At 72.9% G+C, this 26802-nt stretch carries 23 protein-coding genes; 8 read left to right on the top strand and 15 right to left on the bottom strand.

Annotation, left to right across the window (positions count from 1 at the left end):
- The first annotated feature begins 18 nt into the window (after positions 1–18).
- A complete protein-coding gene (locus ACFY1S_RS05465) occupies positions 19–1869 on the top strand; it encodes a hypothetical protein (protein ID WP_387114316.1) in 1851 nt (616 codons plus the stop codon).
- Here ACFY1S_RS05465 and ACFY1S_RS05460 read toward each other — a convergent pair.
- Both ACFY1S_RS05460 and ACFY1S_RS05455 read right to left on the bottom strand, forming a co-directional pair.
- Complete coding sequence (locus ACFY1S_RS05460; RefSeq protein WP_387113094.1) at positions 1866–3647, bottom strand: hypothetical protein; 1782 nt, start codon at positions 3645–3647, stop codon at positions 1866–1868. The two genes, ACFY1S_RS05465 and ACFY1S_RS05460, sit on opposite strands and share 4 nt — an antisense overlap.
- Positions 3647–5572 (bottom strand): hypothetical protein, encoded by a 1926-nt coding sequence (locus ACFY1S_RS05455; protein ID WP_387114313.1) that lies wholly within the window; start codon positions 5570–5572, stop codon positions 3647–3649. The genes ACFY1S_RS05460 and ACFY1S_RS05455 overlap by 1 nt, the downstream gene beginning before the upstream one ends.
- A gap of 233 nt (positions 5573–5805) precedes the next feature.
- Between ACFY1S_RS05455 and ACFY1S_RS05450 the strand changes: the two genes are divergently transcribed.
- Positions 5806–6999 carry a hypothetical protein gene (locus tag ACFY1S_RS05450; protein WP_387113092.1) on the top strand — a complete coding sequence of 398 codons (1194 nt, stop codon included), beginning with the start codon at positions 5806–5808 and terminating at the stop codon, positions 6997–6999.
- Positions 7000–7201: 202 nt separating this feature from the next.
- On the opposite strand, the gene dxs is transcribed toward ACFY1S_RS05450, so the two are convergent.
- The 4 genes from dxs to ACFY1S_RS05430 form a co-directional block, all read right to left on the bottom strand.
- A complete protein-coding gene (dxs, locus tag ACFY1S_RS05445; protein ID WP_387113090.1) occupies positions 7202–9148 on the bottom strand; it encodes a 1-deoxy-D-xylulose-5-phosphate synthase in 1947 nt (648 codons plus the stop codon).
- Between the two features lie 81 nt (positions 9149–9229).
- Positions 9230–10390: an anhydro-N-acetylmuramic acid kinase gene (locus ACFY1S_RS05440; protein ID WP_387113088.1), complete on the bottom strand. Its 1161-nt coding sequence runs from the start codon at positions 10388–10390 to the stop codon at positions 9230–9232.
- Positions 10390–11664: a class I SAM-dependent RNA methyltransferase gene (locus ACFY1S_RS05435; protein ID WP_387113086.1), complete on the bottom strand. Its 1275-nt coding sequence runs from the start codon at positions 11662–11664 to the stop codon at positions 10390–10392. The genes ACFY1S_RS05440 and ACFY1S_RS05435 overlap by 1 nt, the downstream gene beginning before the upstream one ends.
- On the bottom strand, positions 11657–13747 hold the full coding sequence (locus ACFY1S_RS05430; protein ID WP_387113084.1) for an APC family permease: 2091 nt from the start codon (positions 13745–13747) through the stop codon (positions 11657–11659). Before ACFY1S_RS05430 ends, ACFY1S_RS05435 begins: the two co-directional genes overlap by 8 nt.
- Before the next feature lie 163 nt (positions 13748–13910).
- Here ACFY1S_RS05430 and ACFY1S_RS05425 point away from each other — a divergent pair, with 163 nt between their 5' ends.
- Positions 13911–14576, top strand: coding sequence for a TrkA family potassium uptake protein (locus ACFY1S_RS05425; RefSeq protein WP_364366345.1), 666 nt, complete (start codon positions 13911–13913; stop codon positions 14574–14576).
- Between the two features lie 3 nt (positions 14577–14579).
- Positions 14580–15269, top strand: coding sequence for a potassium channel family protein (locus ACFY1S_RS05420; protein ID WP_387113081.1), 690 nt, complete (start codon positions 14580–14582; stop codon positions 15267–15269).
- Between the two features lie 28 nt (positions 15270–15297).
- Here the strand turns inward: ACFY1S_RS05420 and ACFY1S_RS05415 are convergent, their stop codons facing one another.
- From ACFY1S_RS05415 to dut, 4 genes are all read right to left on the bottom strand, one after another.
- Positions 15298–15981, bottom strand: coding sequence for a DUF3159 domain-containing protein (locus ACFY1S_RS05415; protein ID WP_364366348.1), 684 nt, complete (start codon positions 15979–15981; stop codon positions 15298–15300).
- Between the two features lie 25 nt (positions 15982–16006).
- Positions 16007–16387, bottom strand: coding sequence for an OB-fold nucleic acid binding domain-containing protein (locus tag ACFY1S_RS05410; protein ID WP_364366351.1), 381 nt, complete (start codon positions 16385–16387; stop codon positions 16007–16009).
- 113 nt (positions 16388–16500) lie between these two features.
- Positions 16501–17163: a DUF3710 domain-containing protein gene (locus ACFY1S_RS05405; protein ID WP_387113078.1), complete on the bottom strand. Its 663-nt coding sequence runs from the start codon at positions 17161–17163 to the stop codon at positions 16501–16503.
- A gap of 25 nt (positions 17164–17188) precedes the next feature.
- Positions 17189–17725, bottom strand: coding sequence for a dUTP diphosphatase (gene dut, locus ACFY1S_RS05400; protein WP_364366357.1), 537 nt, complete (start codon positions 17723–17725; stop codon positions 17189–17191).
- Between the two features lie 90 nt (positions 17726–17815).
- Here dut and ACFY1S_RS05395 point away from each other — a divergent pair, with 90 nt between their 5' ends.
- On the top strand, positions 17816–18343 hold the full coding sequence (locus ACFY1S_RS05395) for a DUF3093 domain-containing protein (RefSeq protein ID WP_387113076.1): 528 nt from the start codon (positions 17816–17818) through the stop codon (positions 18341–18343).
- A 19-nt stretch (positions 18344–18362) separates the two neighbouring features.
- Here the strand turns inward: ACFY1S_RS05395 and ACFY1S_RS05390 are convergent, their stop codons facing one another.
- On the bottom strand, positions 18363–19160 hold the full coding sequence (locus ACFY1S_RS05390; protein WP_364366360.1) for a hypothetical protein: 798 nt from the start codon (positions 19158–19160) through the stop codon (positions 18363–18365).
- Between the two features lie 121 nt (positions 19161–19281).
- Positions 19282–19578 carry a DUF4193 domain-containing protein gene (locus tag ACFY1S_RS05385; protein WP_007075406.1) on the bottom strand — a complete coding sequence of 99 codons (297 nt, stop codon included), beginning with the start codon at positions 19576–19578 and terminating at the stop codon, positions 19282–19284.
- Positions 19579–19986: 408 nt separating this feature from the next.
- Here ACFY1S_RS05385 and ACFY1S_RS05380 point away from each other — a divergent pair, with 408 nt between their 5' ends.
- Positions 19987–20517 (top strand): LytR C-terminal domain-containing protein, encoded by a 531-nt coding sequence (locus tag ACFY1S_RS05380; protein ID WP_387113073.1) that lies wholly within the window; start codon positions 19987–19989, stop codon positions 20515–20517.
- Between the two features lie 19 nt (positions 20518–20536).
- On the opposite strand, the gene ACFY1S_RS05375 is transcribed toward ACFY1S_RS05380, so the two are convergent.
- Positions 20537–21367 (bottom strand): inositol monophosphatase family protein, encoded by an 831-nt coding sequence (locus ACFY1S_RS05375; protein ID WP_387113071.1) that lies wholly within the window; start codon positions 21365–21367, stop codon positions 20537–20539.
- 454 nt (positions 21368–21821) lie between these two features.
- Between ACFY1S_RS05375 and ACFY1S_RS05370 the strand changes: the two genes are divergently transcribed.
- A complete protein-coding gene (locus ACFY1S_RS05370) occupies positions 21822–23435 on the top strand; it encodes an RNA polymerase sigma factor (protein WP_387113069.1) in 1614 nt (537 codons plus the stop codon).
- Between the two features lie 245 nt (positions 23436–23680).
- Positions 23681–23914 (top strand): hypothetical protein, encoded by a 234-nt coding sequence (locus ACFY1S_RS05365; RefSeq protein WP_139586187.1) that lies wholly within the window; start codon positions 23681–23683, stop codon positions 23912–23914.
- Positions 23915–24211: 297 nt separating this feature from the next.
- On the opposite strand, the gene ACFY1S_RS05360 is transcribed toward ACFY1S_RS05365, so the two are convergent.
- Together ACFY1S_RS05360 and ACFY1S_RS05355 are read right to left on the bottom strand one after the other, a co-directional pair.
- Complete coding sequence (locus tag ACFY1S_RS05360; RefSeq protein WP_387113067.1) at positions 24212–25942, bottom strand: DEAD/DEAH box helicase; 1731 nt, start codon at positions 25940–25942, stop codon at positions 24212–24214.
- 180 nt (positions 25943–26122) lie between these two features.
- On the bottom strand, positions 26123–26767 hold the full coding sequence (locus ACFY1S_RS05355) for a trimeric intracellular cation channel family protein (RefSeq protein WP_387113065.1): 645 nt from the start codon (positions 26765–26767) through the stop codon (positions 26123–26125).
- Positions 26768–26802: the final 35 nt, after the last annotated feature.

Genomic DNA, 26802 nt, shown 5'->3' with positions numbered 1-26802 from the left:
CGCGTCGTGGCTGTGCCGGTGGTAGACCCCTCGCTGAATCCCGTAACCGACGCCGACCCGGCCGAGGCCGAGGCGACACGGCGGCCTCGACGCCGACCCGCCCGCGCCGATCTCGTGGCCCTCGGAGCCTATGTGGTGCTGGGTGTGTTCGTCTGCCTCAACTACTGGGGTGACGTGACCGGTCGGGTGTCCTCGCACCTGCCCACCGACCACAGCTGGTTCGAGTGGCTGTTCGCGCACGGCGCGTACTCCGTGCGGCACCTCGAGAACCCGCTGTTCACGGCCCGGCAGAACGCCCCGGACGGGGTGAACATGATGGCCAACACCTCGCTGCTCGGGGTGACCCTGCCGCTGGCGCCGCTGACCATGCTGCTCGGCCCCCAGGTGATGTACGCGCTCTACCTGGGCGCGGCCCTCGCCGCCACCGCCGGCACCGCGTACTGGATGCTCTCCCGCCACCTGGTGCGCTCCCGGGCGGCGGCGTTCGTCGGCGGCGCGTTCCTCGGCTTCGCGCCGGGCATCATCCACCACGCCAACGGCCAGCCCAACTTCGTGTCCAACTTCCTGCTGCCCCTGATCGTGGTGCGGGTGCTGCGTCTCGGCGAGCCGGGCCGGTGGCGGCGCAACGGGTTGGTGCTCGGGGCGCTCGTCACGTACCAGATCTTCATCAACGAGGAGATGCTGCTGCTCACGGCGCTGGCCTGCCTGGTCGTCGTGCTGGCGTACGCCGTGCAGCGGCCGGCGGCCACGCGGGCCGTCGCCGGCACGTTCGTGGCCGGGCTGGGTGTGGCCGGCGGGCTGGCGCTGCTGCTCGCCGCGTACCCGATCTGGTTCCAGTTCAACGGCCCACAGTCCTACCGGGGCCTGCAGGGCGGCGTCTTCCACAACTGGGGCGAGGACCTGGTCGCGTTCGTCACCTTCGCCCGGGACACCTGGGCCGGCGAACCGGCCGTGGAGAAGACGATCGGGATGACCGAGCAGAACACCTGGTTCGGTTGGCCGCTGGTGCTGCTCTCGGTGGTGGCCCTGGTTCTGCTCGTGCGCCGGTCGCTGGCCGCCCGGATCGTCGCGGTGCTGATCGTGGTCTTCACGGTGGCCGCGATCGGGCCGGTGGTGCGCTTCAACGGCGTCGAGACCGATGTGCGCGGCCCGTGGTCGTACGTGCCTGACGACCTGCCGCTGGTCGAGATGATGATGCCTACCCGGTTGACGTTGGTCGTCGCCGCCGCGGTGGGCGTACTGCTCGCGCTGACCTGGGACGCCGCGTCCCGGCAGGGACGTCCGGCCGAGGCACCGCGGGTGCCGGCCCAGCGCACGGGCGAACCGGCTGTCGCGGCGCGTCGGCGGTGGCTGCGCCCCGTGGGGTACGCGGCTGTCGCGCTCGCCGTGCTGCCGCTCCTCCCCCGGCCGCTGCCCGCCCAGCAGGTGGAGCCGCCGCCGCACTTCATCACCGCGGGCGGCTGGCGGCCGTACGTGCCGGCGGGCCGGACCCTGGTGCCGGTGCCGATCCCGAGCAACGTCCACGGCCTGCCCACGCTGCGCTGGAGCGCCCTGACCGGGCAGGAGTTCCCCGTCCCGGGTGGCTACTTCATCGGCCCCAACGAGCTGGGCGAGGGCGTCTTCGGGGCGCCGAACCGGCCGACCAGCAGCCTCATCTACTCCACCATGGACACGGACAGGGTCCCGGCGCTCACCGACGAGAACCGTCGCCAGGCCGTGGAGGACCTGCGCTTCTGGCGGGCGTCGGTGGTGGTGCTCGGTGCGCACCCGCGCGAGGCGGTGCTGCGTGAGCTGGTCACCGCGCTGATCGGGCCGCCGCAGCGGGTCGACGACGTCTGGGTCTGGGACGTCCGCCCGCTTGTGGGTTAGACGCTGCCCCGCACGTCCCACACCCATCCGCCGTCGACCGGGCGGCCCGGGCCGAGCAGGTCGTCGACGGTGCGGCGCAGCGGGTCGCCGTGGGTCGACGGGCCGAGCACCACGAGCGCGGCCCTCCAGTGCCGAAGGTCCTCCACGGCCCGCCGGCGGTCGGCGTCGGTGAGCACCGGCACCACTCCGGTCTCGGCCACCGCGCGCAGCAGCACCGACGTGGGCCGGTCGGGCGCGCCCCAGCGGGCCGTCGGGTCGTCGGGGCCGGCCGGCCCGATGAAGTAGCCGCCCGGCGCCGCGAAGGCGAGCCCGGTGCGGGCGGACCAGAGCATCACCGGGCTCCGCGCCGCGCCGGTGACCGGAGGTACGGCGACCACCGTCCGGCCGGGCGGCACCAGCGGACGCCACGCGCCGTCGGCGACGAACCCCGGCACCGGCGGGACCGGCACCACCCGGATCGGTGTCGGAGCCAGGGGCAGCAGCGCGGCGGCCACCGCCCCGGCCCAGAGCAGCCGCACCGGCAGTCCCGGCGCGGCCGACAGCCGGCGTGCCGCCCGGACCCGGTCCACCGAGAGTGCCACCAGCACCCCCAGCACCGGTACGCAGACCAGCGCGAACCGGGCCGGCACCGCGAGGTCGAGCAACGGCAGGCCGGCCACCAGCCGGTACGGCCCGGCGATCCCGGTGGCGGCGCCGTCCACCCGCAGCTCGGTGCCGAGCGACAGCAGGGCGAACACCAGGCCGCAGACGGCCAGCGCGCGGACCAGCGGCCGGCGCCACAACCAGATCACGATCACCACGGCGAGCACGAGCAGACCCGGGCCGAAGAACGAGTTCTCCTCGGTCGGGTTCGGCGAGAGCAGGCCGGGCAGCCAGTCGTCCCCGAGCACGGTCTGCCGGGCCGACGCGGTGAACGAGGCAGCGTCCAGTTGGAAGGCGTGGGCGGCGAAGGCCATCCCCGCGTAGTGCTGCGGGCCGCGGAACTGGAACCACAGCGGGTACGCCAGCAGCGCCGTCGCCACCACGGCCGCCACCGCGAGCCGCCCGATCAGGGCCGGCGCGTGCCGGCGGGCGGCCGGGCGGTCGGCGAGCGCCCAGCCCAGCGCGAGCACCCCGGCGGCGAGCGCCAGGAAGACCAGCACCTCCTCGCCGATGAAGGCCTGCCAGACGACAAGCAGTCCGAGGCCGACGCCGGACCGCCACACGGGCCCGTTCGCGGACCGGAACACCAGGGCGAGGATCGGGGGCACCAGGAACTGCGCGGCGATGTGCAGGTGCGCGCCCGCCTGGGCGATCATGCCGGGGGCGAACCCACAGATCAGCCCACCGACCGCCGCCGCCGACCTGGCGCTGACCAGCCGCCGGCGCAGCAGCGCGTACCAGGCCGTCGCGGTGGCGGCGAGGCAGCAGACGACCGCCACGCAGAACGACACCTGCGACCCGAACAGCAGCGTGACAGGGGTCAGCGGCACACCCAGGCCGAGCACCGACGTGTTCGCCATCAGGTTGACGCCGTCCGGCGCGTTCAACGCCGTGCTGTAGAGCGGGTTCTCCCCCTCGACGACGGCGTGCGCCGCGTGGGCCAGCATCCACTCGAAGAGGACCTGGTCGCCGGCCTGGTGGAACAGCCGCCACGGATGCCCCCACTGCCCGCTGGTCAGCAGGACGGCCAGGCACAGATAGCCGGTCACCACCACCGCGTCCGGGAGCCAGCTCGGCCGGGACCACCGCGCCGACGCCGGGGCAACCGTCGCGGGGGACGCCGTCCCGGTGACCATCAGACCGAGCGGTCGGTGAGCGTCCGGACGTCCCACACCCAGACGTCCAGCTCCTGGCGGCCGGGGCCGACCAGGTCCTCGACGGCACGTCGCAGCGGCTCGGCGTTCTGCTGGCGGACCGGCAGCACCAGGATGGCGGCCCGCCAGTGGCGCAGCTCGTCGGTGAAGCGGCGGCGCTGCCGGTCGTCGAGCTTCGGGGTACGGCCGGTGGTGGCGACCTCCTCCAGCAGTTGGCCCACGCCGCTGGGTCGGCCGCCGAACCGCCCCGGGTCGCCCGTGTTGCCGTTGCGCGGTGCGAGGAAGTAGCCGCCCGGGATCTTGAAGTCGAGGTTGGTGGCCGCCGCCCAGCGCATGCCGTGCGTGTTGCCCATGCTCGGCACCGGAATGGGCACCAGCGTCTGGTCCGGCCCCACGTACTCCCGCCACCTGTCGGCGGTGATGAAGTCGGGCACCGGCGGTCGGGACACCATCCGCAGCGGCATCGGCGCGACCGGCAGCAGCGCGAACGCCAGGCCGGCGGCGGTGAGCGTCCGTAGGGTGCGTCGGTCGGCCGGGCGCAGCTCCCACGCCCGCTCGACGGCGAGCGCGAGCAGCAGGCCGATCACCACGCTGGTGATCAGACCGAACCGGGTCGGTACGACAGCGTCCAGCAGCGGCAGGTGGACCAGCAACTGCCACGGGCCGGTGATCAGCTCCCGGTCCCACCAGGAGATCCGCTCGCCGAGGGAGAGCACGGCGAAGAACACGCCGGTGGCCGCGAGCGCCCGGACGACCAGGTCCCGGCGCAGCCACACCACGATGCCGATGGCGAGCAGCGACAGGCTCCAGCCGAAGAAGGCGTTCTCCTCCGAGTAGTTCGGCGCCAGGTTGATGTTGGCCCGCTGGTTGCCACCGAGGGTGGGCGAACCGGGCGCGAAGAAGGCGGCGATGTCGTTGCCGTAGTCCTGCACGGCGTCGCTGAGCCCGTGGTACGCCATCGGTCCGGCGAACTGCACGTACAGCGGGTACGCCAGCAGCGCCCCGGCCAGCAGCGCGCACACGGCCAACCCGGCGCCCAACGGCCGCCACGCCGCCGACCAGCGGGCCGGTTCCTGGACGAGCACGGCGATCAGGAACACGCCGCAGGCCAGGGCCGTGAAGAGCAGGATCTCCTCGTTGATGAACGCCTGGGCGGTGACCAGCAGGGCGAGCAGCGCGCCGTCGCGTACCGGCCGGGTCGACCGGGTCAGCACCAGCACCCGCCAGACGATGAACGGCAGCAGGAACTGGCTGATGATGTTCGGGTGCCAACTGGCGTGCGACAGCATCGCCGGGGAGAACCCGCAGAACCAGCCGCCGACCGCCGCCGCGAGCGGGTTGCGGACCAGGTGGCGGGAGAGCACGAGGTACCACGCCAGGGCGGTGCCGGCCAGACCGAGCGTCACCAGCACCACGAACGACACCGCCGGCCCGAAGAGCAGCGTCACAGGTACCATCGGGATGCCCAGCGCCAGCACCGCCGTGTTGGCCATCAGGTTGACGCCGTCGGGGTAGTTGAACTGTTCGGTGTAGAACGGGTACTCGCCGTGCAGCACCACACGGACCGAGTGGGCCAGGAAGAACTGCACCTGGGCCGGGTCACCGGTGTAGAGCGAGGCCACCCGGCCGGCCGGGTCCAGCCAGATCCGGCTGGTCACCCAGAGCGCGGCGAGCAGGAACAGGCCACCCACGGCGAGGTGCTGCCGTCGCCGCGTCCACCCGCGCCACCTGCCGCCGCCCGGCACCTCGGCGTCGGCCGGCAGGTCGGGTACGGCCTCCGGTGGGGTGTCGACGGGCGTCGTCGTCGGTGCGGCAGGGGAGTCGACGACGCCGACCGAGGCTTCGGCCGGTGCGGCGGACGTGGCGACGCGGCCTGCCGTTCTGGTGGCCGGAGTGCGGTAGCTCACCGTCTCGTCGAGGTCGTCGAGGCCGGCGGCCGCCTCCGGGTGCGGCGCGGACAGGGCGCGGGACTCGGCAGGCGTCACAGTCGGCGGAGTCTACCGGAGCGACGAAACAGCACGAAAACGCCTGCGGTGTCCACTGTGGTGGATGCGGCGGCCACCACCTGAGGCCCCGCGCCGGACATCTCGTACTATGGCGCTTTCCGACAGCGACGGCGAGGCGATCGGGGGCGGACCAGGTGACTCCAGGCCGTCGGCACGGCAGGGCCCTCACCGTCCTGCTGGGCGCAGTGCTGGCCGCGACGGCGTGCGGTCCGGTCGCCGACCGTCAACCGAAGGACCTGCGGGTCGGGTACGACAGCCTGGACGGCTCGCTGGCGGTGTGGCCGCCCCGTGGCGACCTGGCCGGCGACACGGGGGTGACGGCGGCGGTCACCGACGCGGTGCGGGACTGGCGCTCACCTGCCGACGACAGGGCGCACCTGCCCTCGTCCGGCATCCTCTTCTCCGGCCGGGTCGACGGCGCCCCGGTGGCCCTGGTGGCCGCCGACGTACCCGGCGAAAGCGCCTCCTGGCTGCTGCAACTCACAGGCGACGGCGACCGGTACGCCGTCACCCGCGCCTCCGAGTACACCGATCCCGGCTACCTGGTCTACTCCGACGTGCTGCCGGTGCAGACCGCCGGCGGCCGGCGCTACCTGGTGTCTGCCCGGGTGCAGACACTGCTCGGGCCACAGGGCCGGGCGCTGACCGTGGCCGACGGGCTCAGCGCGCCGGTCGACGTGCCGGCCTGCGCGGCGGTACCGGTGACCGCGACCCTGCGGGCCACCGAGTCGCTGCCCCGGGGACGGGCCGCCGACCGGCTGCTCGACCTGGGCACCGGCACCGTCGACCCGCGCTATCCGCTGGTCCGCGACGAGTCAGGTGCCGGCCGGCGTGCGCTCACCGGCCTGGACACCTGCGTGCTGGCCGGTGACCGTGGCCCGTTCGGCAGCATCCCCCGCCGCGTCGGCGACCGGGACGCGCCACGCTCGGTGCCGACGTCCTGGCCGATGGCGAAGCTGACCGTCCGCTCGCTCGGCGAGGTCGCCCTCGGCGGCGGCGAGGCCGCCGAGTTGCAGCAGCTGAGCTGGGACACCGACGCCGGCACGATGACCGCCGTGATCTACCGGCCGGCGGACGGGAGCGCGCCCGTGGTCTCGCCGGCCGACCGGGCCACCCCGTTGCAGACGTACCAGCTGCCGGTGCCGGGGCAGCCCCTGGTGGTGCTCAGCTGGCGGGCCACCCGGGACAGCTCGCTCTCCGTGCCTCCCGGAACGCCGCTGCTCGTCGAACGTCCCGGCCTGGTGGTCGTCCCCGAGCCCACCCGCTCGCAGACGTACAGCCTCGCCAACACCGACAAGACCCACTACCGCTCGGTAAGCCCCCGCTAACCCACCCACCCACCCACCCACCCACCCACCCCACGCCCGCGTCGATCTTGCACTTTCTGCTGGGACGGAGCGGGGCAGAAGTCGCGCATCGGCGACACAAAGTGCAAGATCGGCGCGACGAGGGGCGTCGGGACGAGGGGCGTGCGGGGCACGCCGGGACGGCGGGCACCCCCGCAAGGGGTACCCGCCGTCTGTGCGTCTGCTAGTTCTGCGCGGCCGCGTCGCTGGGGGTGAGGCGGTCCGGGGTGGCGTCCAGGCCGGAGATCCAGCCGGTGACGTCGCGGGCCACGTCCTGCGCCGTCAGGCCCAGGTCGGCGAGGATCTGCGCGCGGGTGCCGTGCGGGTGCCAGTCGGCCGGTACGCCCAGGTCCTTGAGCGGCACCCGGACGTCGGCGTCCCGCATCGCCTGGGCGAGCGCGTCGCCCACCCCGCCGACGCGGACGCCGTCCTCGACGCTGACCACGAGCCGGTGACGGGCGGCCAGGTCGACCAGTTCCGCCGGGACCGGACGCACCCAGCGCGGGTCGACGACCGTGACGCCGTAGCCCTGCTCGGCGACCCGGGCGGCCACCTCCATGCCCAGTTGGCCGAAGGAGCCGACGGCGACCAGCAGCACGTCGGTACGCGCCGACTCGGCCAGCACGTCGACCGGACCGACCCGGCGCAGGGCCGGCAGGTCAGCGGCGACGGTCCCGGTCGGGAAGCGCACCACTGTCGGGCCGTCGTCGACGGCCAACGCCTCGCGCAGCTCCTCGCGCAGCGTGGCGGCGTCCCGGGGCGCGGCGATCCGCAGACCGGGCACCACACCGAAGACCGACATGTCCCAGATGCCGTAGTGGCTCGGCCCGTCCGGGCCGGTGATACCCGCCCGGTCGAGCACGAAGGTCACCGGCAGCTTGTGCATCGCCACGTCCAGCAGGACCTGGTCGAAGGCGCGGTTGAGGAAGGTGGCGTAGACGGCTACCACCGGGTGCAGGCCGCCCAGCGCCAACCCGGCCGCCGAGGTGGCGGCGTGCTGCTCGGCGATGCCCACGTCGTACACCCGCTCGGGGTACTTGCGGGCCAGCTTCGCGATGCCTGTCGGCTCGGCCATGGCGGCGGTGATCCCGACCACGTCCGGCCGCTCGTCGGCGACGGCCAGCAGCTCGTCGGCGAAGACGTGCGTCCACTTCACCGCAGGAGCGGCCAGCAACGCGCCGGTCTCCACGTCGAAGGCGCCGCCGGGGCCGTGCAGGCAGTCCGCCTCGTCCTCCTCGGCCGGGCGGTAGCCGTAGCCCTTGCGGGTGACCGCGTGCACGATCACCGGGCCGCCGAAGTTCTTCGCCGCGCGCAGGGCCGCCTCGACGGCTGCCACGTCGTGCCCGTCGACCGGGCCGACGTACTTGATGCCGAGGTCCTCGAACATGGCCTGCGGGGCGACCGCGTCCTTGATGCCCTTCTTGACGGCGTGCAGCACCTCGTACATGGGCTTGCCGACCAGCGGGGTGGAGCCGAGGGCGTCCTTGACCGTGTCGAGGACCTTCTCGTAGCCCGGGTTGAGGCGCAGCGAGGAGAGGTGGTCGGCCAGACCGCCGATGGTCGGCGAGTACGACCGGCCGTTGTCGTTGACCACGATGACGAGCGAGTTGCCGGCGGTGGCGATGTTGTTGAGCGCCTCCCAGCACATGCCACCGGTGAGCGCGCCGTCGCCTACCACCGCCACGACGCTGCGCGCCTCGCCCCGCAGGGCGTACGCCTTGGCCAGGCCGTCGGCGTAGGAGAGCGCCGTGGAGGCGTGCGAATTCTCGATCAGGTCGTGCTCGCTCTCGGCCTGGCTGGGGTAGCCGGAGAGGCCACCGCGCTGGCGGAGCTTGTCGAAGCCGGCCTGACGCCCGGTGAGGATCTTGTGCACGTACGCCTGGTGGCCGGTGTCGAACAGGAGCCGGTCCCGGGGGGAGTCGAAGACGCGGTGCATGGCGAGCGTCAGCTCGACCACACCGAGGTTGGGCCCGACGTGCCCGCCGGTGCGGGAGACCTTCGCGATCAGGAAGTCCCGGATCTCCGCGGCGAGAACGTCCAACTCCTCGCCCGACATCCGCTTGACGTCCTGCGGACCGCGGACCGTCCCCAGCAGCCGGCCGTGGTTGGCCGTGTCCTCTTCAACGCTCATGACCGGAGAGTCTATCGGCCGTCCGGTACTCCGCAGCCCGACCCGAGCCGCCCGGGCCACGTCCGACGGCTGAGCGCCTGCTCAGGGACGGATCCGCAGCCGGCGCGGCGGGCCGGCCGGGGTGCCGGAGTACGCCGGACCGGCCGGCGTCCACGAGCCGAGCACCGCCGCGCGGGCGGCGCCGGTCACCGACGGGATCGAGCCGGGCAGGCCGTGCCAGGACAGCCAGCCCAGCAGCGCGAACGCGTACGCCTCCTTGGCCTGCGCGGGCACCCCCAGCTCGTCGGTGCCGCGCAGGCGCCACCTGTCGGCGCCCAGCGCGGCGAGCCGCCCCAGCAGGGTGGGATTGCGCACACCGCCGCCGGCAGCGATGACCTCCACCACACCATGCCTGTCGCACTCGGCGGCGACGACCCGCGCGGTCAGCTCGGTGAGGGTGGCCAGCAGGTCGTCCACCGGCACCGGCTCGCCGAGCGCGGCGAGGTGCCGGTCCAGGTAGCCGGCGTGGAACAGCTCCTTGCCGGTGGACTTGGGTGGGGCCGCCGCGTAGTACGGCTCGGCCAGCAGCGCGGCGAGCAGCCCCGGGTGCACCCGACCGGCCGCCGCCCGCGCGCCGTCGAGGTCACACGGCTGGTCGAGGAAGCGGCGGGCCGCCGCGTCCAGCAGGGCGTTCGCCGGGCCCACGTCGTACCCGAGCACCGGCGCCCCCGGCGCGACCACCGTGAGGTTCGCGATGCCGCCGAGGTTCAGCGCCGCGCGCGGCCCGGCGGCGGCGTCGAGCAGCAGCGCGTCGAAGGCCGGCACCAGCGGCGCGCCCTGCCCACCGGCAGCGATGTCCGCCGAGCGCAGGTCACTGAGCACCGGTACGCCGACCCGGGCGGCCACCCGCGCCACCGCGCCCAGTTGCAGGGTGCCCCGAACCGTGCCGTCGTCGACCCAGTGGAAGACCGTCTGGCCGGGCGAGACCACCGCGTCGACAGGCCCACCGGCCAGTTCCAGGCCGATGGCCGCCGCGTCGGCGAAGACCTCGCCGAGGCGGTTGTCGAGCCGGCAGACGGCCTCGATGGTGGTTGTCGCCGGCGGCAGCAGCGCGGCGATCTCGGCGCGCAGCTCCTCGTCGTAGTCCAGGCCGCGGTGCCCCAGTGGCCGCAGCCACAGGGTGTCCCCCTCGACGGCGAACTCCGCGGCGACGACGTCCACCCCGTCGTACGACGTGCCCGACATCAGGCCGACGACGCGCATCAGCGCCCGTTTGTCGGGAGCAGCAGCCCGACGCACTCGACGTGCTGCGTCATCGGGAACATGTCGAACCCGCGCAGCGCGGCCAGTCGCCAGCCCAGGCCGGCGAACGTGCGCACGTCCCGGGCGAAGGCGGCCGGGTCGCAGGCCACGTACGCGACCGCCCGCGGGCCGGCGGCGGCGAGCGCGCGCACGACCGGGGCGCCGGCGCCGGAGCGGGGTGGGTCGAGCACCACCACGTCGACCGGGCCGGTGATCCGTCGGCGGGCCAGCGCGGTCTCCACCCGGGCGGACACCACCTCGACGTGGGGCAGGTCGGCCAGGTTCCGCCGGGCGGCGGCGACGCCCTGCGGCGCGGCCTCCACCACTGTCACCCGGCCGCTCGCCCCGACCCGGGTGGCCAGCCCGGCGGCGAACAGCCCGGCCCCGCCGTACAGGTCCCAGGCGCGCTCGCCCGGTCGCGGGTCCAGTAGCTCCAGCACGGCCGTGGACAGCGTGTCGGCCGCCGCCGGGTGCACCTGCCAGAACGCGGACGCCTGCAGCGTCCAGTCCCGTCCGGCGGCCACCTCGCGCACCTCGGCCGGCCCGCGTACCGGGGTGGACACCCCGTCGTGGACCTCGGCGACGCTGACGTCCCCGCCGGTGCTGGCGACGGTCTCCACCGCGTCGGCGGCCGGCCAGCTCGCCCCGGTCGGCGTGAGCACCGGGAGCTGCTGGATGGCCGGGTGGGCGATCCGGCAGCGGTCGATCGGCACCACCTCGTGCGAGCGGTGCTTGAGCAGGCCGGCCCGGTCGGCGGCGTCCACCGCGTAGCGGACCCGCGAGCGCCAGCCCAGCAGCCCGCCGGGTAGCGCCTCGACCCGGACGCCGAGCCCGTCCAGCTCGTCGTCGCCCAACCCGCCGAGGCGGGTCAACTGCTCGCGCACCACCGCGGCCTTCCACGCCAGCTGGGCGTCCGGGGCGACGTGTTGCAGGTCGCAGCCGCCGCAGGCGCCCGGCTTCGCGTACGGGCAGGGCGGCTCCACCCGGTCCGGCGACGCGTCCAGCACGGTCACCGCGTCGGCCCGGACGAACCCCTTGTGCACCTCGGTGACCTCGGCGATCACCCGCTCCCCGGGCAGCGCGTGCCGGACGAAGACCACCTGCCCCTCCACCCGGGCCACGCAGTGCCCGCCGGGCGCGACGGCGTCCACCGTCAGTTCGACGCGTTCCGCCTCGGCCAGCCCGCGCTCCGGCGCCACGGGTGTCACGGCGTCGCCCAGCTCCGGCTCAGTCACGGCCGGCCCCGCCCCGGTCGACCGGACCGACGGCGCCGGAGACACCCTCACCGGGCGGCGCGGAGACCACCGGCGGCGCATCCGTGGCCCGCAGGCCCATCCGGGGGCCCCGCGCCGGGGTGTTTGACAGCGTGGCGTCCAACCGGTCCAGGTTCTTGCTCGCCGTCGAGGCGAGCTGCCACGGCACGCTTACCACCATCACCCCCGGTTCGAAGAGCAGGCGACCCTTGAGGCGCAGCGCGCTCTGGTTGTGCAGCAGGTTCTCCCACCAGCGGCCGACCACGTACTCCGGGATGAAGACCGTCACCACGTCCCGGGGCGACTTGCGGCGGGTGGAGGCGACGAAGTCCAGGATCGGCCGGGTGATCTCCCGGTACGGCGAGTCGATCACGGTGAGCGGGATGGCCATCTCCCGGCGCTCCCACTCGGCCTGCAGCGCCCGGGTGTCCTCCTCGTCCACGTTGACGGTCACTGCGGTGAGCGTGTCCGGCCGGGTGGCCCGGGCGTACGCGATGGCCCGCAGGGTCGGCTGGTGCAGCTTGCTGACCAGCACGATCGCGTGGTTGCGGGCGGGCAGCACGGCCCGGCCCTCGTCCGGTGGGGTCAGCTCGACGGCGATCCGGTCGTAGTGCCTGCGGATGGCGAGCATCAACAGGTAGATCACCGCCATCGCGGCGATCGCGATCCAGGCACCGAGCAGGAACTTGGTGACCAGGACGATCACCAGCACCGTTCCGGTAAGGCCCATGCCGAAGGTGTTGATGGCCCGGGAGCGGTGCATCCGCTGCCGTGCCTCGGGGTCCCGCTCGGTACGCAGCCGCCGGTTCCAGTGCCGGATCATGCCGGCCTGGGAGACGGTGAACGAGACGAAGACCCCGACGATGTAGAGCTGGATGAGTCGGGTCACCTCGGCCTGGAAGCCGACGATCAGCACGATCGCGAAAAGGGCGAGGAAGGTGATGCCGTTGGAGAAGGCCAGCCGGTCGCCACGGGTGTGGAACTGGCGGGGGAGATAACGGTCCTGGGCCAGGATCGAGCCGAGCACCGGGAAGCCGTTGAACGCGGTGTTCGCGGCCAGGAAGAGGATCAACGCGGTCATCCCGGCCACCACGTAGAGCAGGATCGAGCCGGAGCCGAAGACCGTCTCGCCGAGCTGGGTGGTGACCGTCTTCTGCACGTACCCGTCGGGGCCGGAGACGATCTGCAGGGCCGGGTCCTCGACGAACTGCAGGTGGGTCAGCCGGGCCAGCCAGATGATCCCGACCAGCAGGCTCACCGCGATCGCGCCCAGGAGCAGCAGCGTGGTGGCGGCGTTGCGGCTCTTCGGCGCCTTGAACGCCGGCACCCCGTTGGAGATCGCCTCGACGCCGGTGAGCGCGGCGGCGCCCGAGCTGAACGTCCGCAGCAGCAGGAAGATCAACGCGAAGCCGGTGACGCTGTGCTCGGCCTGGATCACCAGGTCGGCACTCGGCGCGCGAAGGTCGTCACCGAGCACGAACACCCGGAACAGCCCGGTGAGCAGCATCCCGCCCATGACGATAACGAAGCCGTAGGTGGGGATCGCGAACGCGGTGCCCGACTCGCGGAGCCCCCGCAGGTTGACGGCGGTCAGCAGGACCACAGCGATCACCGCGATGAGGACCTTGTGGGTGGCCACGAACGGCACCACGGAGCCCAGGTTGGCGACCCCGGAGGAGACCGACACCGCCACCGTGAGCACGTAGTCGACGAGCAGGGCGCTGGCCACGCCCACCCCGAACTTCGGCCCCAGGTTGACGGTGGCCACCTCGTAGTCACCCCCACCGGAGGGGTAGGCGTACACGTTCTGCCGGTAGCTGGCCACCACCGTCAGCATCACCACGACCACCGCGAGGGCGATCCACGGCGAGAACACGTACGCGGAGGCGCCGGCGATGGAGAGGGTCAGGAGGATCTCGTCGGGCGCGTACGCGACGCTGGACAGCGCGTCGGAGGCGAACACGGGCAGCGCGATGCGCTTAGGCAGGAGGGTGTGCTGCAGACGGTCGGACCGGAACGGTCGACCGAGGAGCAGCCGCTTCAGCAGCGAGGTGGGACTGGCCACGAACGCCAAGGGTACGACCACCACGGCCAGAGCGCGGGGGTGGGCGATCGTGACCGCCGGGCGCCACGGGGTACGGTCGGTCCCCGCCGCGCAGTGGGACGTGGCAGGCTGCATCGAGAGGCCACCGGCAGCGGGAGCGGTACGCACCTTTGGGAGGGACAGCGTGCACGTCGTGATCATGGGTTGTGGCCGGGTCGGGTCGACCCTCGCCCACAGCCTGGAGTCCCGGGGGCACTCGGTGGCGGTGATCGACCAGGACGCCGACGCCTTCCGCCGGCTCGGCCCCGACTTCGCCGGGATCACGGTGACCGGGGCGGGCTTCGACGGCGAGGTGCTGCGGCAGGCCGGCATCGAGCGGGCGGACGCCTTCGCGGCCGTCTCCAGCGGCGACAACTCCAACATCATCTCGGCGCGGCTGGCCCGCGAGACGTTCGGCGTGTCCCGGGTGGCCGCCCGGATCTACGACCAGCGCCGGGCCCAGGTGTACGAGCGCCTCGGCATCCCCACCGTGGCGACCGTGCGGTGGACCGCCGACCGGATGCTGCGGCACCTGGTGCCGGAGGGCAACGTGGAGATCTTCCGCGACCCCACGAGCACCGTGTCGATCGTCGAGGTCCCCGTGCACAAGGACTGGATCGGCCGGTCGGTGCGCGCGCTGGAGGAGGCGTCCGGGGCGCGCGTGGCCTACCTGATCCGCTTCGGCATCGGCACGCTCCCCACCGCCTCCACCGTCGTGCAGGAGGGCGACCAGGTGTTCATGCTGGTCAGTGACGACATCGTGGCGACTGTCACGTCGGTGGCGGCGACGCCGCCGGAAGGGGGGCACTGAGCCATGCGGGTCGCCATCGCGGGCGCGGGCAACGTGGGCCGCTCCATCGCCCAGGAGCTGATCGACAACGGCCACCAGGTGATGCTCATCGAGCGCCAGCCGAAGATGCTGCGCCCCGAGCGGGTGCCGGCCGCCGAGTGGGTGCTCGCCGACGCGTGCGAGGTGGCCAGCCTGGAGGAGGCAAACGTCGCCGGGTGTGACGTGGTGGTCGCGGCCACCGGCGACGACAAGACCAACCTGGTGCTGTCGCTGTTGGCCAAGACCGAGTTCGCGGTGCCGCGCGTGGTGGCCCGGGTCAACCGGGCCGAGAACGAGTGGCTCTTCACCGAGCAGTGGGGCGTGGACGTCGCGGTGAGCAAGCCGCGCGTGATGGCCGCGCTGGTCGAGGAGGCGGTCACCGTCGGCGACCTGGTCCGGCTCATGACCTTCCGGCAGGGCGAGGCCAACCTGGTCGAGATCACCCTGCCGCCGACCGCGCCCTACGTCGGCCAGCCCATCCACGCCGTCCCGTTGCCCCGCGACTCCGCGCTGGTGGCGATCCTGCGCGGCAAGCGGGTCCTGGTGCCCAGCCCGGACGACCCGATCGAGGCCGGCGACGAGCTGATCTTCGTCTGCACCGCCGAGGTGGAGGACGACGTCCGCGCGGTGATCCTCGGCCCGGACAGCGTGGAACGGACCCGCGGCTCGCGCTGACCGCGCCGCTGAGGGTCGCCTGGAACGCTCAGGCGCCGGGCAGCGGGGTGGGCTGCGGCTCCCGGGTGACCCGGCGCACCGTCCAGACGGTGATCAGCAGCAGCAGCGCGTACGGCGGGTAGCCCAGGGCCAACCGGGCCACGCCCAGCGCGGTGTCCTGGTGGGCCAGGTAGAGGCCGGCCTGCACGCCGACCTTGGCCAGCCAGACCACGCCCCAGAGCACCGTCAGCTGGGTGAAGGTGCGCACCAGCTTCGGGTCGGCCCGCCACTCCGAGCGGCCCTTGGCGACCAGCACCGACCAGATCCAGCCGACAAGCGGCTGCCGGATGGCCGCCGAGATCAGCAGCGCCACGCCGTAGCCGATGCCGTAGAGGATGCCCGGCAGGTAGAAGTCCCGTTCGTCGCCCGTACGCCAGGCGATGGCCGCGCCGACACCGACGCCGAAGAGCCCGTTGATCGCGTGCCGGATCGGCCGACGCTGCGCCAGCCGCAGCCCGGCGATCAGCACCGCCACCGTCACCGAGGCGATCACGGCGGGCCGCAGCTCGCCGATGATGTTGGCCAGGACGAAGACCACCACCGGGATGCTGGACTCCACCAGCCCCCGCCACCCGCCGAGCTGGTCGGCCATCTGCTCGGCGATCGTCGGCAGGCGCTCGTCGTCCTCGGAGCCGGTGTCCGGCTGCGCCGCCCGGTCCTGTCCCGTGGTCATCGCCGGCCTTCCGTCCGCAGTGCCGTCACTTGGGCGCGTCCAGCTCGTAGTACGGGTTGTAGATGACCTTGCGGTCGTCGCGCACCGCCACCCGGCCGCGGGCGGTCAGGTGCCGCCCCGGCTCGATCCCGGCGATGTGCCGTCGGCCCAGCCAGACCAGGGTGACGACATCACTGCCGTCGTACAGGTCGGCCTCGAGCGTCGGCAGGTTGGTCCGCGGGGTGTAGACCACGGTGCGCAGCCGACCGGCGACCGACACCACCTGACCCCGGGAGCACATCTGGGCCGGGATGCCGCCGCACTCGGCGCTCTCCCGACGCAGCTCCTGCGCGTCGATCTCGGCCTCGCTGGCGGTGAACCGCTGCAGGAGCCGCCGCAGCGACACCCTGCCCTCGTCGGTCATCATGACCTCCGCGTCACCCTCTCCACGCTCACCGGTCTCGACCGGCCCCGGCGGCGCCGGAACCGTGCCGCCAGCGTACGCCGACGGGGCGGGTTCCGGCGGGCCGTGCGCGTCGGTCAGACCTGGCGCGGCTCGGCGACGGCGGAGCCGCTCTCGGCGCCGGCCTGGTCGGCGATCTCCCGGGGCAGCCGCAGCGGCAGCGGCTCGCGGACCGGCTTCGCCTCCTGGCCCCGGTCGACCACCAGGCCCTCCAGGCACTCGGCCAGCGGACCGGCGGCGGCCGGGTCGGTCGCGACCGGACCCTGGAAGACACCGCGGACCATCCAGCGCGGCCCGTCGACACCGACGAACCGCAGGTTCGTCGGACCGTCCGGGGTCCGTACCTGGGCGTGCAGTTCGGGGCCGTACTCGCCCTCGACTTCCTGCGCGGCGGCACCGTCGCGCAGCAACGACTGGCGGATCTCCTCGCGCACCTCGTCCCAGATCCCCTCGGACCGGGGGGCGGCGAAGACGCCGAGCTGCAACGCGTTGTCCCCGTGCACGAGCACCACCTGCTGGACCACGCCCTGCGGGTCGGCCTGCACCCGCACCTCCACCTCGGCGATCGCCGGGATGTGCAGGCTGCCCAGGTCGAGCCGCTGCACGTCGTCGTCGACCTCGGAGATGTCGTACGGGCCGCGCACCAGCGCCGACGCCTCGGCACCCTGGTCGAGGACCTCGGTGGTCCGCTCGTCGCGGGTGCGCCGCTCGGCACCTGCCCGCTTTCGGGAGAAGATCACTGCGCCCACCCTCCGCTGTTCACACTCACCCTGCCACCTCTTCCGTCCGCCCGCGTCCCGGCTCGTCCGGCCGCTGCTCGACCCGACCCTGACCCGCCGGCGTCGGCACCAGCCCGGCGTGTCCGCCGGTGGAGCCGTGCCCACCGGTTCCCCGTCGGGACCCGGGCAGCTCGGCCACCGGCTCGAACCGGGCCCGCGCGACCCGCTGCACCACGAGCTGGGCGATCCGGTCGCCGCGGGAGATCTTCGCCGGTGTGTCCCGATCATGGTTGATCAGGTTGACCAGGATCTCACCCCGGTAGCCGGCGTCGACCGTACCGGGCGCGTTGAGCACGGTCACGCCGAGCCTCGCCGCCAGGCCGGAGCGGGGGTGGACCAGACCCACGTACCCCTCCGGCAACGCGATGGCGACGCCGGTGGGCACCAGGGCGCGGCCGCCGGGCGGCAACTCCACGTCCGTGGCCGCCACCAGGTCGGCGCCGGCGTCGCCGGGATGGGCGTACGTGGGCAGCGGCAGCTCACCGTCGAGCTGCCGCACGGGCACGGGTACGACGTCGGTCACGGGTCCCCTCTTCTGTCCGGTTCACGGGGTGACCCTGCCATCCTGCCGGTTGGCCGGCCCGTCGTGCGCCGTACCCTCGCAGGAGTGAGCATGTCGCCCTCCCCGTCCGCCGGTCAGTCGCCCGCGACGGCCCGCCCGGCGTACGCCGAACGGCTGGACCTGCCCTGGTGGCTGTGGCTGGCGGGGCTGGTGGCCGCCGCGCTGCTGGCCGTCGAGATCTGGATGGGCGCCTCCGGCGTCCGCGCCTGGCTGCCGTTCGCGGTGCTGCTGCCGGCGACTGCCGCCGGGCTGTGGTGGCTGGGTCGGATCCGGGTCGCGGTCGTGGACGCCGAACTGCGGGTGGACGACGCCCGACTGCCGGTACGGTTCGTGGCCGACGTCGTCCCGTTGGACGCCGCCGGCCGCCGTGAGGTGCTGGGGGTGGGCGCGGATCCGCTCGCCTTCGTGGTGCAGCGGCCGTGGATCGGCGGCGCCGTGCAGGTGGTGCTCGACGATCCGGCCGACCCGACGCCCTTCTGGGTGGTGAGCACCAGGCGCCCGGTCGAGCTGGCCGAGGCGGTGCTGGCCGCCCGTGACGCGCTGCGGCTCGCCGACCGGTCGGCCGGCGAGCCGAGCTGATCCGACGTCGACGACCCGCTCAGGTGCCGGTGGGCGGCCCGGGCAGCTCCGGCGGTGGCGCCGGTCGGGCGATGCCACGGCGGCGCAGGTCCACCTGAAGCTGCTCGGCCATCTGCTGGGTGGCCCGACGGTTCAGGAAGCTGGCCACCGCCGCGCCGGTGAGGAACGGCCCGAGCGTGGTGAGGTTCCGGCCGAAGCGCCGCAGCAGCATGTCCCGCAGCTCCTTGCGGGCGGCGGTGCCGAGCACCGCGCCCACCCCGACACCGGGCACCATCGGGTTGACGCCGCGCTGGGTGGCCCACGAGTGCACAAGGGTGACCGCCCGTTGGCTGCCGGTGCTCGGCAGCTCCACGCCGTGGATCTCGTGCAGCTCGCCTACCAGCTTCAGCTCCACCGCCACCACGGCGACGGTCTCGGCGGCGAGCAGCACCGGTGCGGAGAGCAAAGTCGGTGCCACCGTCCACTCGACGGCGGCGACTCCCCCACCGGCCGCGCCGATCGCCGCGGTGGTCCGCGACGCGTTACGGATCAGGCGCTCGGCCAGGGCGGTGTCGTCCAGCCCCGGAAAGTGCGCGCGCAGCGTGGCCAGATCCCGTACCGGCACGTGCGGGGCGATCTCGGCGACGGTGTCGACCATCCACCGTACGGCGGAGCGCGGCTTGAACAGGTCGGAGATCCCCCGGGCGCGGGCCTGCCCGACCATGCGTGTCAGCAGTTGACGGCGTCGGGCCGGCTCGATGTCGTCCGCGGTCAACGCGGCAACGGTGGCGCCGAGGTCGTCGGCACCACCGTCGGTGGTCTCGCCTCGATCGCTCATGGGTCGGACCTCCCGGTGCTGTGGGCTACCCGTTACGAGTCAAGCAGGTACCCACCGGAGACGCACTGCTACACCGGGAGCGGCGGCCCCGATCAGGAGGCCGCCGCTGGTGTCATGCGTGTCAGACGCACTCGCGGCAGATCAGCTCGCCGTTGCGCTCGACAGCCAGCTGGCTGCGGTGATGTACCAGGAAGCAGCGGGCGCACCGGAACTCGTCCTGCTGCATCGGTAGCACCTTGACCGTGAGCTCCTCGTCGGCCAGGTCGGCGCCGGGCAGCTCGAAGCTCTCGGCCACCTCGGCCTCGTCAACGTCCACCGCGCCCGACTGTGAGTCGACCCGCCGTGCCTTGAGCTCTTCCAGGCTGTCCTCGCCGAGGTCGACCTCGTCGCGACGCGGGGCGTCGTAGTCGGTGGCCATCGGTTTCACTCTCCCATATCGATGTTGTCGCTTCCCGGTTGTAACGCCGGACGACGCTGTTTCGGTTCCGCTGGCCGGCCACCACTTGTGTCGGGCACCCGACCCGGGGACCGAACGGGTGGGGAACGCTGGGGCGACTCCCCTGCGAGCGCGGAACCTTACCCCCCCTTGGGCGAGGCATGTATACCGCCCTTGCGGCTGAGATGTACGCCCCAGCACGCGAAGTTGTTCCCAATGTGACTCAGGCGACACGAAGATAGGGGTAGTAGTACCCGGTTCGCGGTCGCCGCGCCGGCATGTCGGACTGTTTCCACGCGACGGCCGGACAACCGTTAACCTCAGCGGCGTATTCGACGGCCGGCGGTCAGAGATCGTTGCCACCCACCTGACGTCCCGGGGAGTGCCCTGATGAGTTTCGCGCGAGTTCGAGCACTCGTCGTCGTCGGTCTGCTGGCGGTCATCGCCCTGGTCTTCGTCGTCATGGCCGTGGTCCGCGACAGCCAGGGCAAGGCGGGCACCGCCGCGGGCTGCCCCGAGGGCTGGCCCCTGGCCGACCTGACCCTGCGCGAGCGCAAGGACGTGAAGATCAACGTCTACAACGCCACGAACCAGCCCGGCCTGGCCCGCACGGTCGCCGACGAGTTCAGCAACCGGCAGTTCCAGGTCAAGAAGACCGCGAACGAGAAGAAGCAGGTCGACGGCATCGCGGTGCTGCGGTACGGCCCGAAGGGCGTCGGCTCGGCGCACCTGCTGCAGGCGTACTTCCTCAACAACGCCGACCCGGGCTACGACGAGAAGCGCACCGACGACACGGTGGACGTCGTACTCGGCAACGGCTTCCAGCAGTTGGCCACCACCACCGAGGTCAACCAGTCGCTCGGCGATTCCGGGGCGCCGGAGGCGCCCAAGGGCACCTGCCCGATGCCGGTCAAGAAGTAGTCGGGCGGCCCGCGGCGTCTCAGGGGCCGCCGGCGGCGTCCAGGTCGTCCAGGCGGTCGTGCAGCGGCGCGAAGAGGGCCTCCGGCGCCGCGATGACCAGGTCCGGGCCGGCCGGCAGCCCGCGCAGGCCGGCCACCCGCAGCCCCGCCTCGCTCGCCACCAACCCGCCGGCGGCCTGGTCCCAGGCCGCCAGACCCTTCTCGAAGTACGCGTCCACCCGCCCCTCGGCGGCCAGGCAGAGGTCCAGGGCGGCGGCGCCGAGGCGCCTGATGTCCCGCACGTGCGCGATCAGTCCGGCGACCACCCGGGCCTGGTGCGAGCGGCGCGCGGCGTCGTAGCCGAAGCCGGTGGCGACGAGCGCCTGCCCGAGGTCGGTCTCCGTCGAGCACCGCAACCGCTGCCCTGCCCGCCAGGCGCCGCCGCCGAGGGTGGCCGTCCACTCCTCGCCGGTGAACACGTTGCGGACCACCCCGGCGACGACCACCCCGTCGACCTCGGCGGCCAGCGAGACGGCGCTGTGCGCCAGCCCGTACAGGTAGTTGACCGTGCCGTCGATCGGGTCGACGATCCACCGCACCCCGCTGCCCGTCGCGCCGGGGGCACCGGCGCCGGGCTCCTCGCCGTACTCCTCGCCGAGCACCGAGTCGTTGGGGCGGATCGTGGCCAGGGCGTCCAGGACCTGCCGCTCGACGGCCCGGTCGGCGGCGGTGACCACGTCGGTGATCGTGGACTTGGTCGCGGCGACCTCGACCCCCGCGGCCCGCATCCGGTACGCGGTGTCCGCCGCCTCCCGGGCCACGTCCATCGCGATCGTGAGCAGCTCCTGCGGCGTCGGCGTCGAGCCGGTCATGGTTCGTCCCTTTCCACACGCGGCGCCCTGCGGCCCCACCATGATCCATCGTCGCGGCGACGAAACGACGCCGGCCAGTGTCGGGTCTGACCGGCATGTCCGCTTTGTATTGGTAATGTGCGCTAAGTGCCCAGCTCCCCGGCCCGCCCACGGCAACCATCGCTGGTCAACCGTCAGCCGGCGACGACGGTCGAGCCCTCAGCCCGTACGCGAGTATCATCCTTACAAAGTCCACATCAGCGCCGAATCGGCGGTCTCACCGCCGTTACGCAGTGCGGCGCAGGATGATCCCCGCAGTCGGCGTTACAATTCACCCCTGCCCACGCGCCACGGACCGCCGACCACCGGCCGGCCCGGGACACGGGGGCCCCTCAACCACATCGCCCGGCCTGGTTGACCCATGCTGTGCCGGACGACCCGGCCGTGCCCGCTCTTCGCCTCCGGAAGGTCATTCGTGACAGAACCCCGCCAGACCGGCGCCGACGTTCGCTCGCTCACCGACACCCTGATCGCCCACGCGCAGAGCGCCGGTGGTCAGCTCACGTCGGCCCAGCTCGCGCGCACCGTCGAGTCCGCCGAGGTGACTCCGGCCCAGGCCAAGAAGATCCTGCGGGCGCTCTCCGAGGCGGGAGTGACCGTGGTGGTGGACGGCTCGGCGAGCACCCGCCGCCGGGTCGCCGCGGCCCGGTCCACGACGCCGGCGTCCCGGGCCACCACCGCCAAGACCACCAAGAAGGCCGCCGCCCCCGCCCCGAAGCAGGCGCCCGCCTCCGACGAGGCGCCGGCGACGCCCGCCCCGCGCAAGGTCGCCCCCCGCAAGGCCGCCGGCAGCACCGCCGACGTGGCTGCCGCCGCCGCGCCGGCGAAGGCAACCAAGTCGACCAGGGCCACCAAGGCGACGGTCGCCGCGGCAGCCGGCGCCAAGCCGGCCAAGGCCGCCGGCAAGACCAAGGGCGAGGGCGCCGACGGCGAAATCGACCCCGAGGAGCTCGCCGCCACGATCGAGGACGTCGTCGTCGAGGAGCCGGCCGAGCTGGCCCAGGCCGCCGAGACCGACGCCGCCGCCTCCGCCACCGACAACGACTTCGAGTGGGACGACGAGGAGTCCGAGGCGCTCAAGCAGGCCCGGCGCGACGCCGAGCTGACCGCCTCCGCCGACTCGGTCCGCGCGTACCTGAAGCAGATCGGCAAGGTCCCCCTGCTCAACGCCGAGCAGGAGGTGGAGCTGGCCAAGCGCATCGAGGCCGGGCTCTACGCCGCGGAGCGGCTGCGCGCGGCCGACGAGGGCGAGGAGAAGCTCACCCGTGAGATGGTCCGCGACCTCGGCTGGATCTCCCGCGACGGCGAACGCGCCAAGAACCACCTGCTGGAGGCCAACCTCCGCCTCGTCGTCTCCCTCGCGAAGCGGTACACGGGTCGCGGCATGGCCTTCCTCGACCTCATCCAGGAGGGAAACCTCGGCCTGATCCGGGCCGTGGAGAAGTTCGACTACACCAAGGGCTACAAGTTCTCCACGTACGCCACCTGGTGGATCCGGCAGGCGATCACCCGCGCCATGGCCGACCAGGCCCGCACCATCCGCATCCCGGTGCACATGGTCGAGGTCATCAACAAGCTGGGCCGCATACAGCGCGAGCTGCTCCAGGACCTGGGCCGCGAGCCCACGCCGGAGGAGCTGGCCAAGGAGATGGACATCACACCGGAGAAGGTGCTGGAGATCCAGCAGTACGCCCGGGAGCCCATCTCACTGGACCAGACCATCGGCGACGAGGGCGACAGCCAGCTCGGTGACTTCATCGAGGACTCCGAGGCAGTGGTCGCGGTCGACGCCGTCTCCTTCTCGCTCCTGCAGGACCAGCTCCAGCAGGTCCTGCAGACGCTCTCCGAGCGTGAGGCGGGTGTCGTACGCCTGCGGTTCGGCCTGACCGACGGCCAGCCGCGGACGCTCGACGAGATCGGCCAGGTCTACGGGGTGACCCGGGAGCGGATCCGGCAGATCGAGTCCAAGACGATGTCCAAGCTGCGGCACCCGTCGCGTTCGCAGGTCCTGCGGGATTACCTGGACTGACCGGGTTTCGTCAACCGAACGTGTCGTTTTGACCACCTGGTGTGCAACACCAGATGGTGATCGTCCGGATGCACGAATGTGATCGTTGACGTGGCACCCTGGGTGCACGGCACACTGTCCCTGCCATGTGTGACCTCGGTCCCCCGCGGGCACACAGGGAAGGCAAGGCCCGTCAAGGGTGTTGCACGATAGGTGAGCAACGACCGAAGAGATTGTTCATCGGTGACGACCAGAGGAGGAAGGCGATGACCCCGACCCTCACGCCGCCGCCCGAGACGGTGGCGCCCCCAGCCGCCGATGAACGGTGCGACCGCTGCAATGCTGCCGGGAAGCTCCGGATCACTCTGGCGGGTGGGAGCGAGCTGGTGTTCTGTGGGCACCACGCGAACAAGTACGCGGAGGATCTCGTGAAGATCACCGAGCGGTTCGCAACGGAGCCCGATTTCAGCTGGCGTGGCGCCGAGTTGATGGCGAACTAGATCCGCAAACCGACATAGCCGGCCGGAGGTACCCCGAGGGTGCCTCCGGCCGGCTTTTTCGCTGTCTCGCGCCCCGATCGTCCCGCACGCCGCACCTCTGGTCAGGCCGCACGCCGCACCGCCTGAGGTTCGCCAAGATCTGCACAACTTCAGGGATGTTGCTGCCTCAGACGCCGGGGAGGCAGCAACATCCCTGAAACTGTGTGGATCGCCGCGCCTCGCGCTCGAACCGCGGAAGTAGTGGCCTCAGCGACACGTGGACACCACTACAACCGCCGGTGCCGGTGGGTGGTGAGGTCAGAGGGTTTGTACGGTGGCGATGCGTTCTTCGAGTTGCTCGATGGTGGCCTGGGCGCTGGGCGGCCCGCCGCAGAGCCGGCGCAACTCGGCGTGGATCTTGCCGTGGGGCTGGCCCGTGCGGTGGTGGCGGGCGGCCACGAGGGCGTTCAGTTGGCGCCGGAGCGCCACACGACGCTGGGCGGCACTCATTGCCGGAGGCGCTGCGGCGGGCGCAGCGGCCGGCTGAGCGGCCCCATCGGCGGTCCGGCGGCGTTGGGCGGCGAGTTGGGCGGCCTGCCGCTTGGCCAGCAGCAGGGACACCTGGTCGGCGGTGAGCAGGCCGGGCAGGCCGAGGTACTCCTCCTCCTCGGGGGTGCCGGCCTGGGCGGCGGTGCCGAACGACGCGCCGTCGAAGATCACCTGGTCCAGCTCGGCGGTCGCCGAGAGAGCGGCGAAACGCTTCTCCAACTCCCCGCTGGCCTGGTCGTCGCGCTGTGCCCGTTCCAGCAGGTCGTCGTCGAGGCCGTCGGAATCCTTGGGTTTGCCGAGCACGTGGTCCCGCTCGGTCTCCATCTCGCTGGCCAGGCCGAGCAGGTGCGGCACGCTGGGCAGGAAGACCGACGCGGTCTCCCCGGGGCGTCGGGCCCGCACGAACCGGCCGATCGCCTGCGCGAAGTAGAGCGGGGTGCTGGCGCTTGTGGCGTAGACCCCGACCGCGAGGCGGGGGATGTCGACCCCTTCGGACACCATCCGCACCGCGACCAGCCACCGCTGGTCGGACGCCGCGAACGTCGCGATCCGCGCGGACGCGCCCTGGTCGTCGGAGAGCACCACGGCGGCCTTCTCGCCGGTCACCTGCTCGATCAGCTTGGCGTACGAGCGGGCGGTCTGCTGGTCGGTGGCGATGATCAGGCCGCCGGCGTCGGGCATTCCGGCGTTGCGCAGCACGGTGAGTCGGGCGTCGGCGGCCCGCAGCACCTGGGGCATCCAGTCCCCGGCCGGGTCCAGGGCGGTACGCCACGCCTGAGCCACCAGGTCCTGGGTCATCGGCTCGCCGAGCCGGGCCGCCAGCTCATCCCCGGCGTTGGTGCGCCACCGGGTCTCCCCGGAGTACGCCAGGAAGAGCACCGGCCGCACGACGCCGTCGCGCAGGGCGTCGGAGTAGCCGTACACCGAGTCGGCGCGGGAGCGCAGCAGCCCGTCCCCGCCCCGCTCGTAGCTGACGAACGGGATGGGGTTGTCGTCGGAGCGGAACGGTGTCCCGGTGAGCATCAGCCGTCGTACGGCCGGCTCGAAGGCGGCCTTCACCCCGTCGCCCCAGGTGCGGGAGTCGCCGGCGTGGTGGATCTCGTCGAGGATGACCAGGGTGCGCCGGGTCATGGTGCGCCGCCTGTGCACCTGTGGGGCCATTCCGACCTGGGCGTAGGTGATGACCGCGCCGTGGAAGTCGGCAGCCGAGTGCACGTCGGCGTTGCGGAACGCGGCGTCGAGCTGGATGCCCACCCGGGCGGCGGCCTCCGCCCACTGGCTCTTCAGGTGCTCGGTGGGGGCGACCACGGTGACCGCCTCGACGGTGCCGTCGGCGAGCAGTTCCGCTGCGATCCGCAGGGCGAAGGTGGTCTTGCCGGCGCCGGGTGTGGCGACCGCTGTGAAGTCCTCGGTGCGCCGGCGCAGGTACTCCACCAGGGCCTTGCGCTGCCAGGCACGTAGTGCCGGGAACGTCTCGAGCACCGGCGTCCGGGCTGCCACGCGAAGCTCCTCTCCGACCGCACGACGGCGGACCCGGGGCGAGGGCCACGAGAACCGCCGCCCATGAAAACGCCTCCGCGCAGTAGCTGCCGCGAAGGCCGACTCAGCATAACCAGAGCGGGCCGCACAGCCCAGGCGACGCCACGCTGGTCACATCTGCCACCCCAGCGGAACGGCGCCTCACCACTCCGGGCCGCCGGTGCGCGGCGGTCGCAGCGTCGCCACGGGGGCGGACCAGCGCCGACGCAGCGCGATCAGGCGCAGCCCGAAGACCAGCACGGCAGCGGCGGTGAGGGGCACCGGGCCGGTCTGTCCGGTGGCGTACAGCAGGACCACGAGGACCGAGCCGGCCAGCGCGGCCAGGGCGTAGATCTCCCGGCGCAGCACCACCGGGATCTCGGCGGTGAGCAGATCCCGGGCGAGCCCGCCGCCGATCGCGGTGAGCATGCCGATCAGGCAGGCGCCGACGGCGGGCACCCCGGCGTCGAGGGCCTTGAGCGTGCTGGTCACGGTGAACAGCGCGAGGCCCGCCGCGTCGAGCACCAGCACCGTGGTGCGCAGTCGGGCGAGCTGCGGATGCAGCCAGAACACGGCGAGCGCGGTGATCGCGGCGGTGGCCGCGTACCGCCAGTCGGCGAAGGCCAGCGGCGGCACCTCGTCGATGACCAGGTCGCGGAGGATCCCGCCGCCGAGCGCGGCCACGAAGCCGACGAACGCGACGCCGAACAGGTCCAGTCGCTTGGCCACCGCGGCCGAGGCGCCCGAGGCGGCGAACACCGCGACCCCGGTCAGGTCGGCGAGGAGCAGGGCGGTGGAGGTGGTCACCGCCGCAGGCTACGTCGCCGGCCGGATGGCCGGCC

It is taken from the genome of Micromonospora sp. NPDC000663 (genome assembly GCF_042898105.1).
GTDB lineage: Bacteria > Actinomycetota > Actinomycetes > Mycobacteriales > Micromonosporaceae > Micromonospora.
Note: the sequence above shows the minus strand (reverse complement) of the source record. Positions and strands in the feature narration are given on the sequence as shown.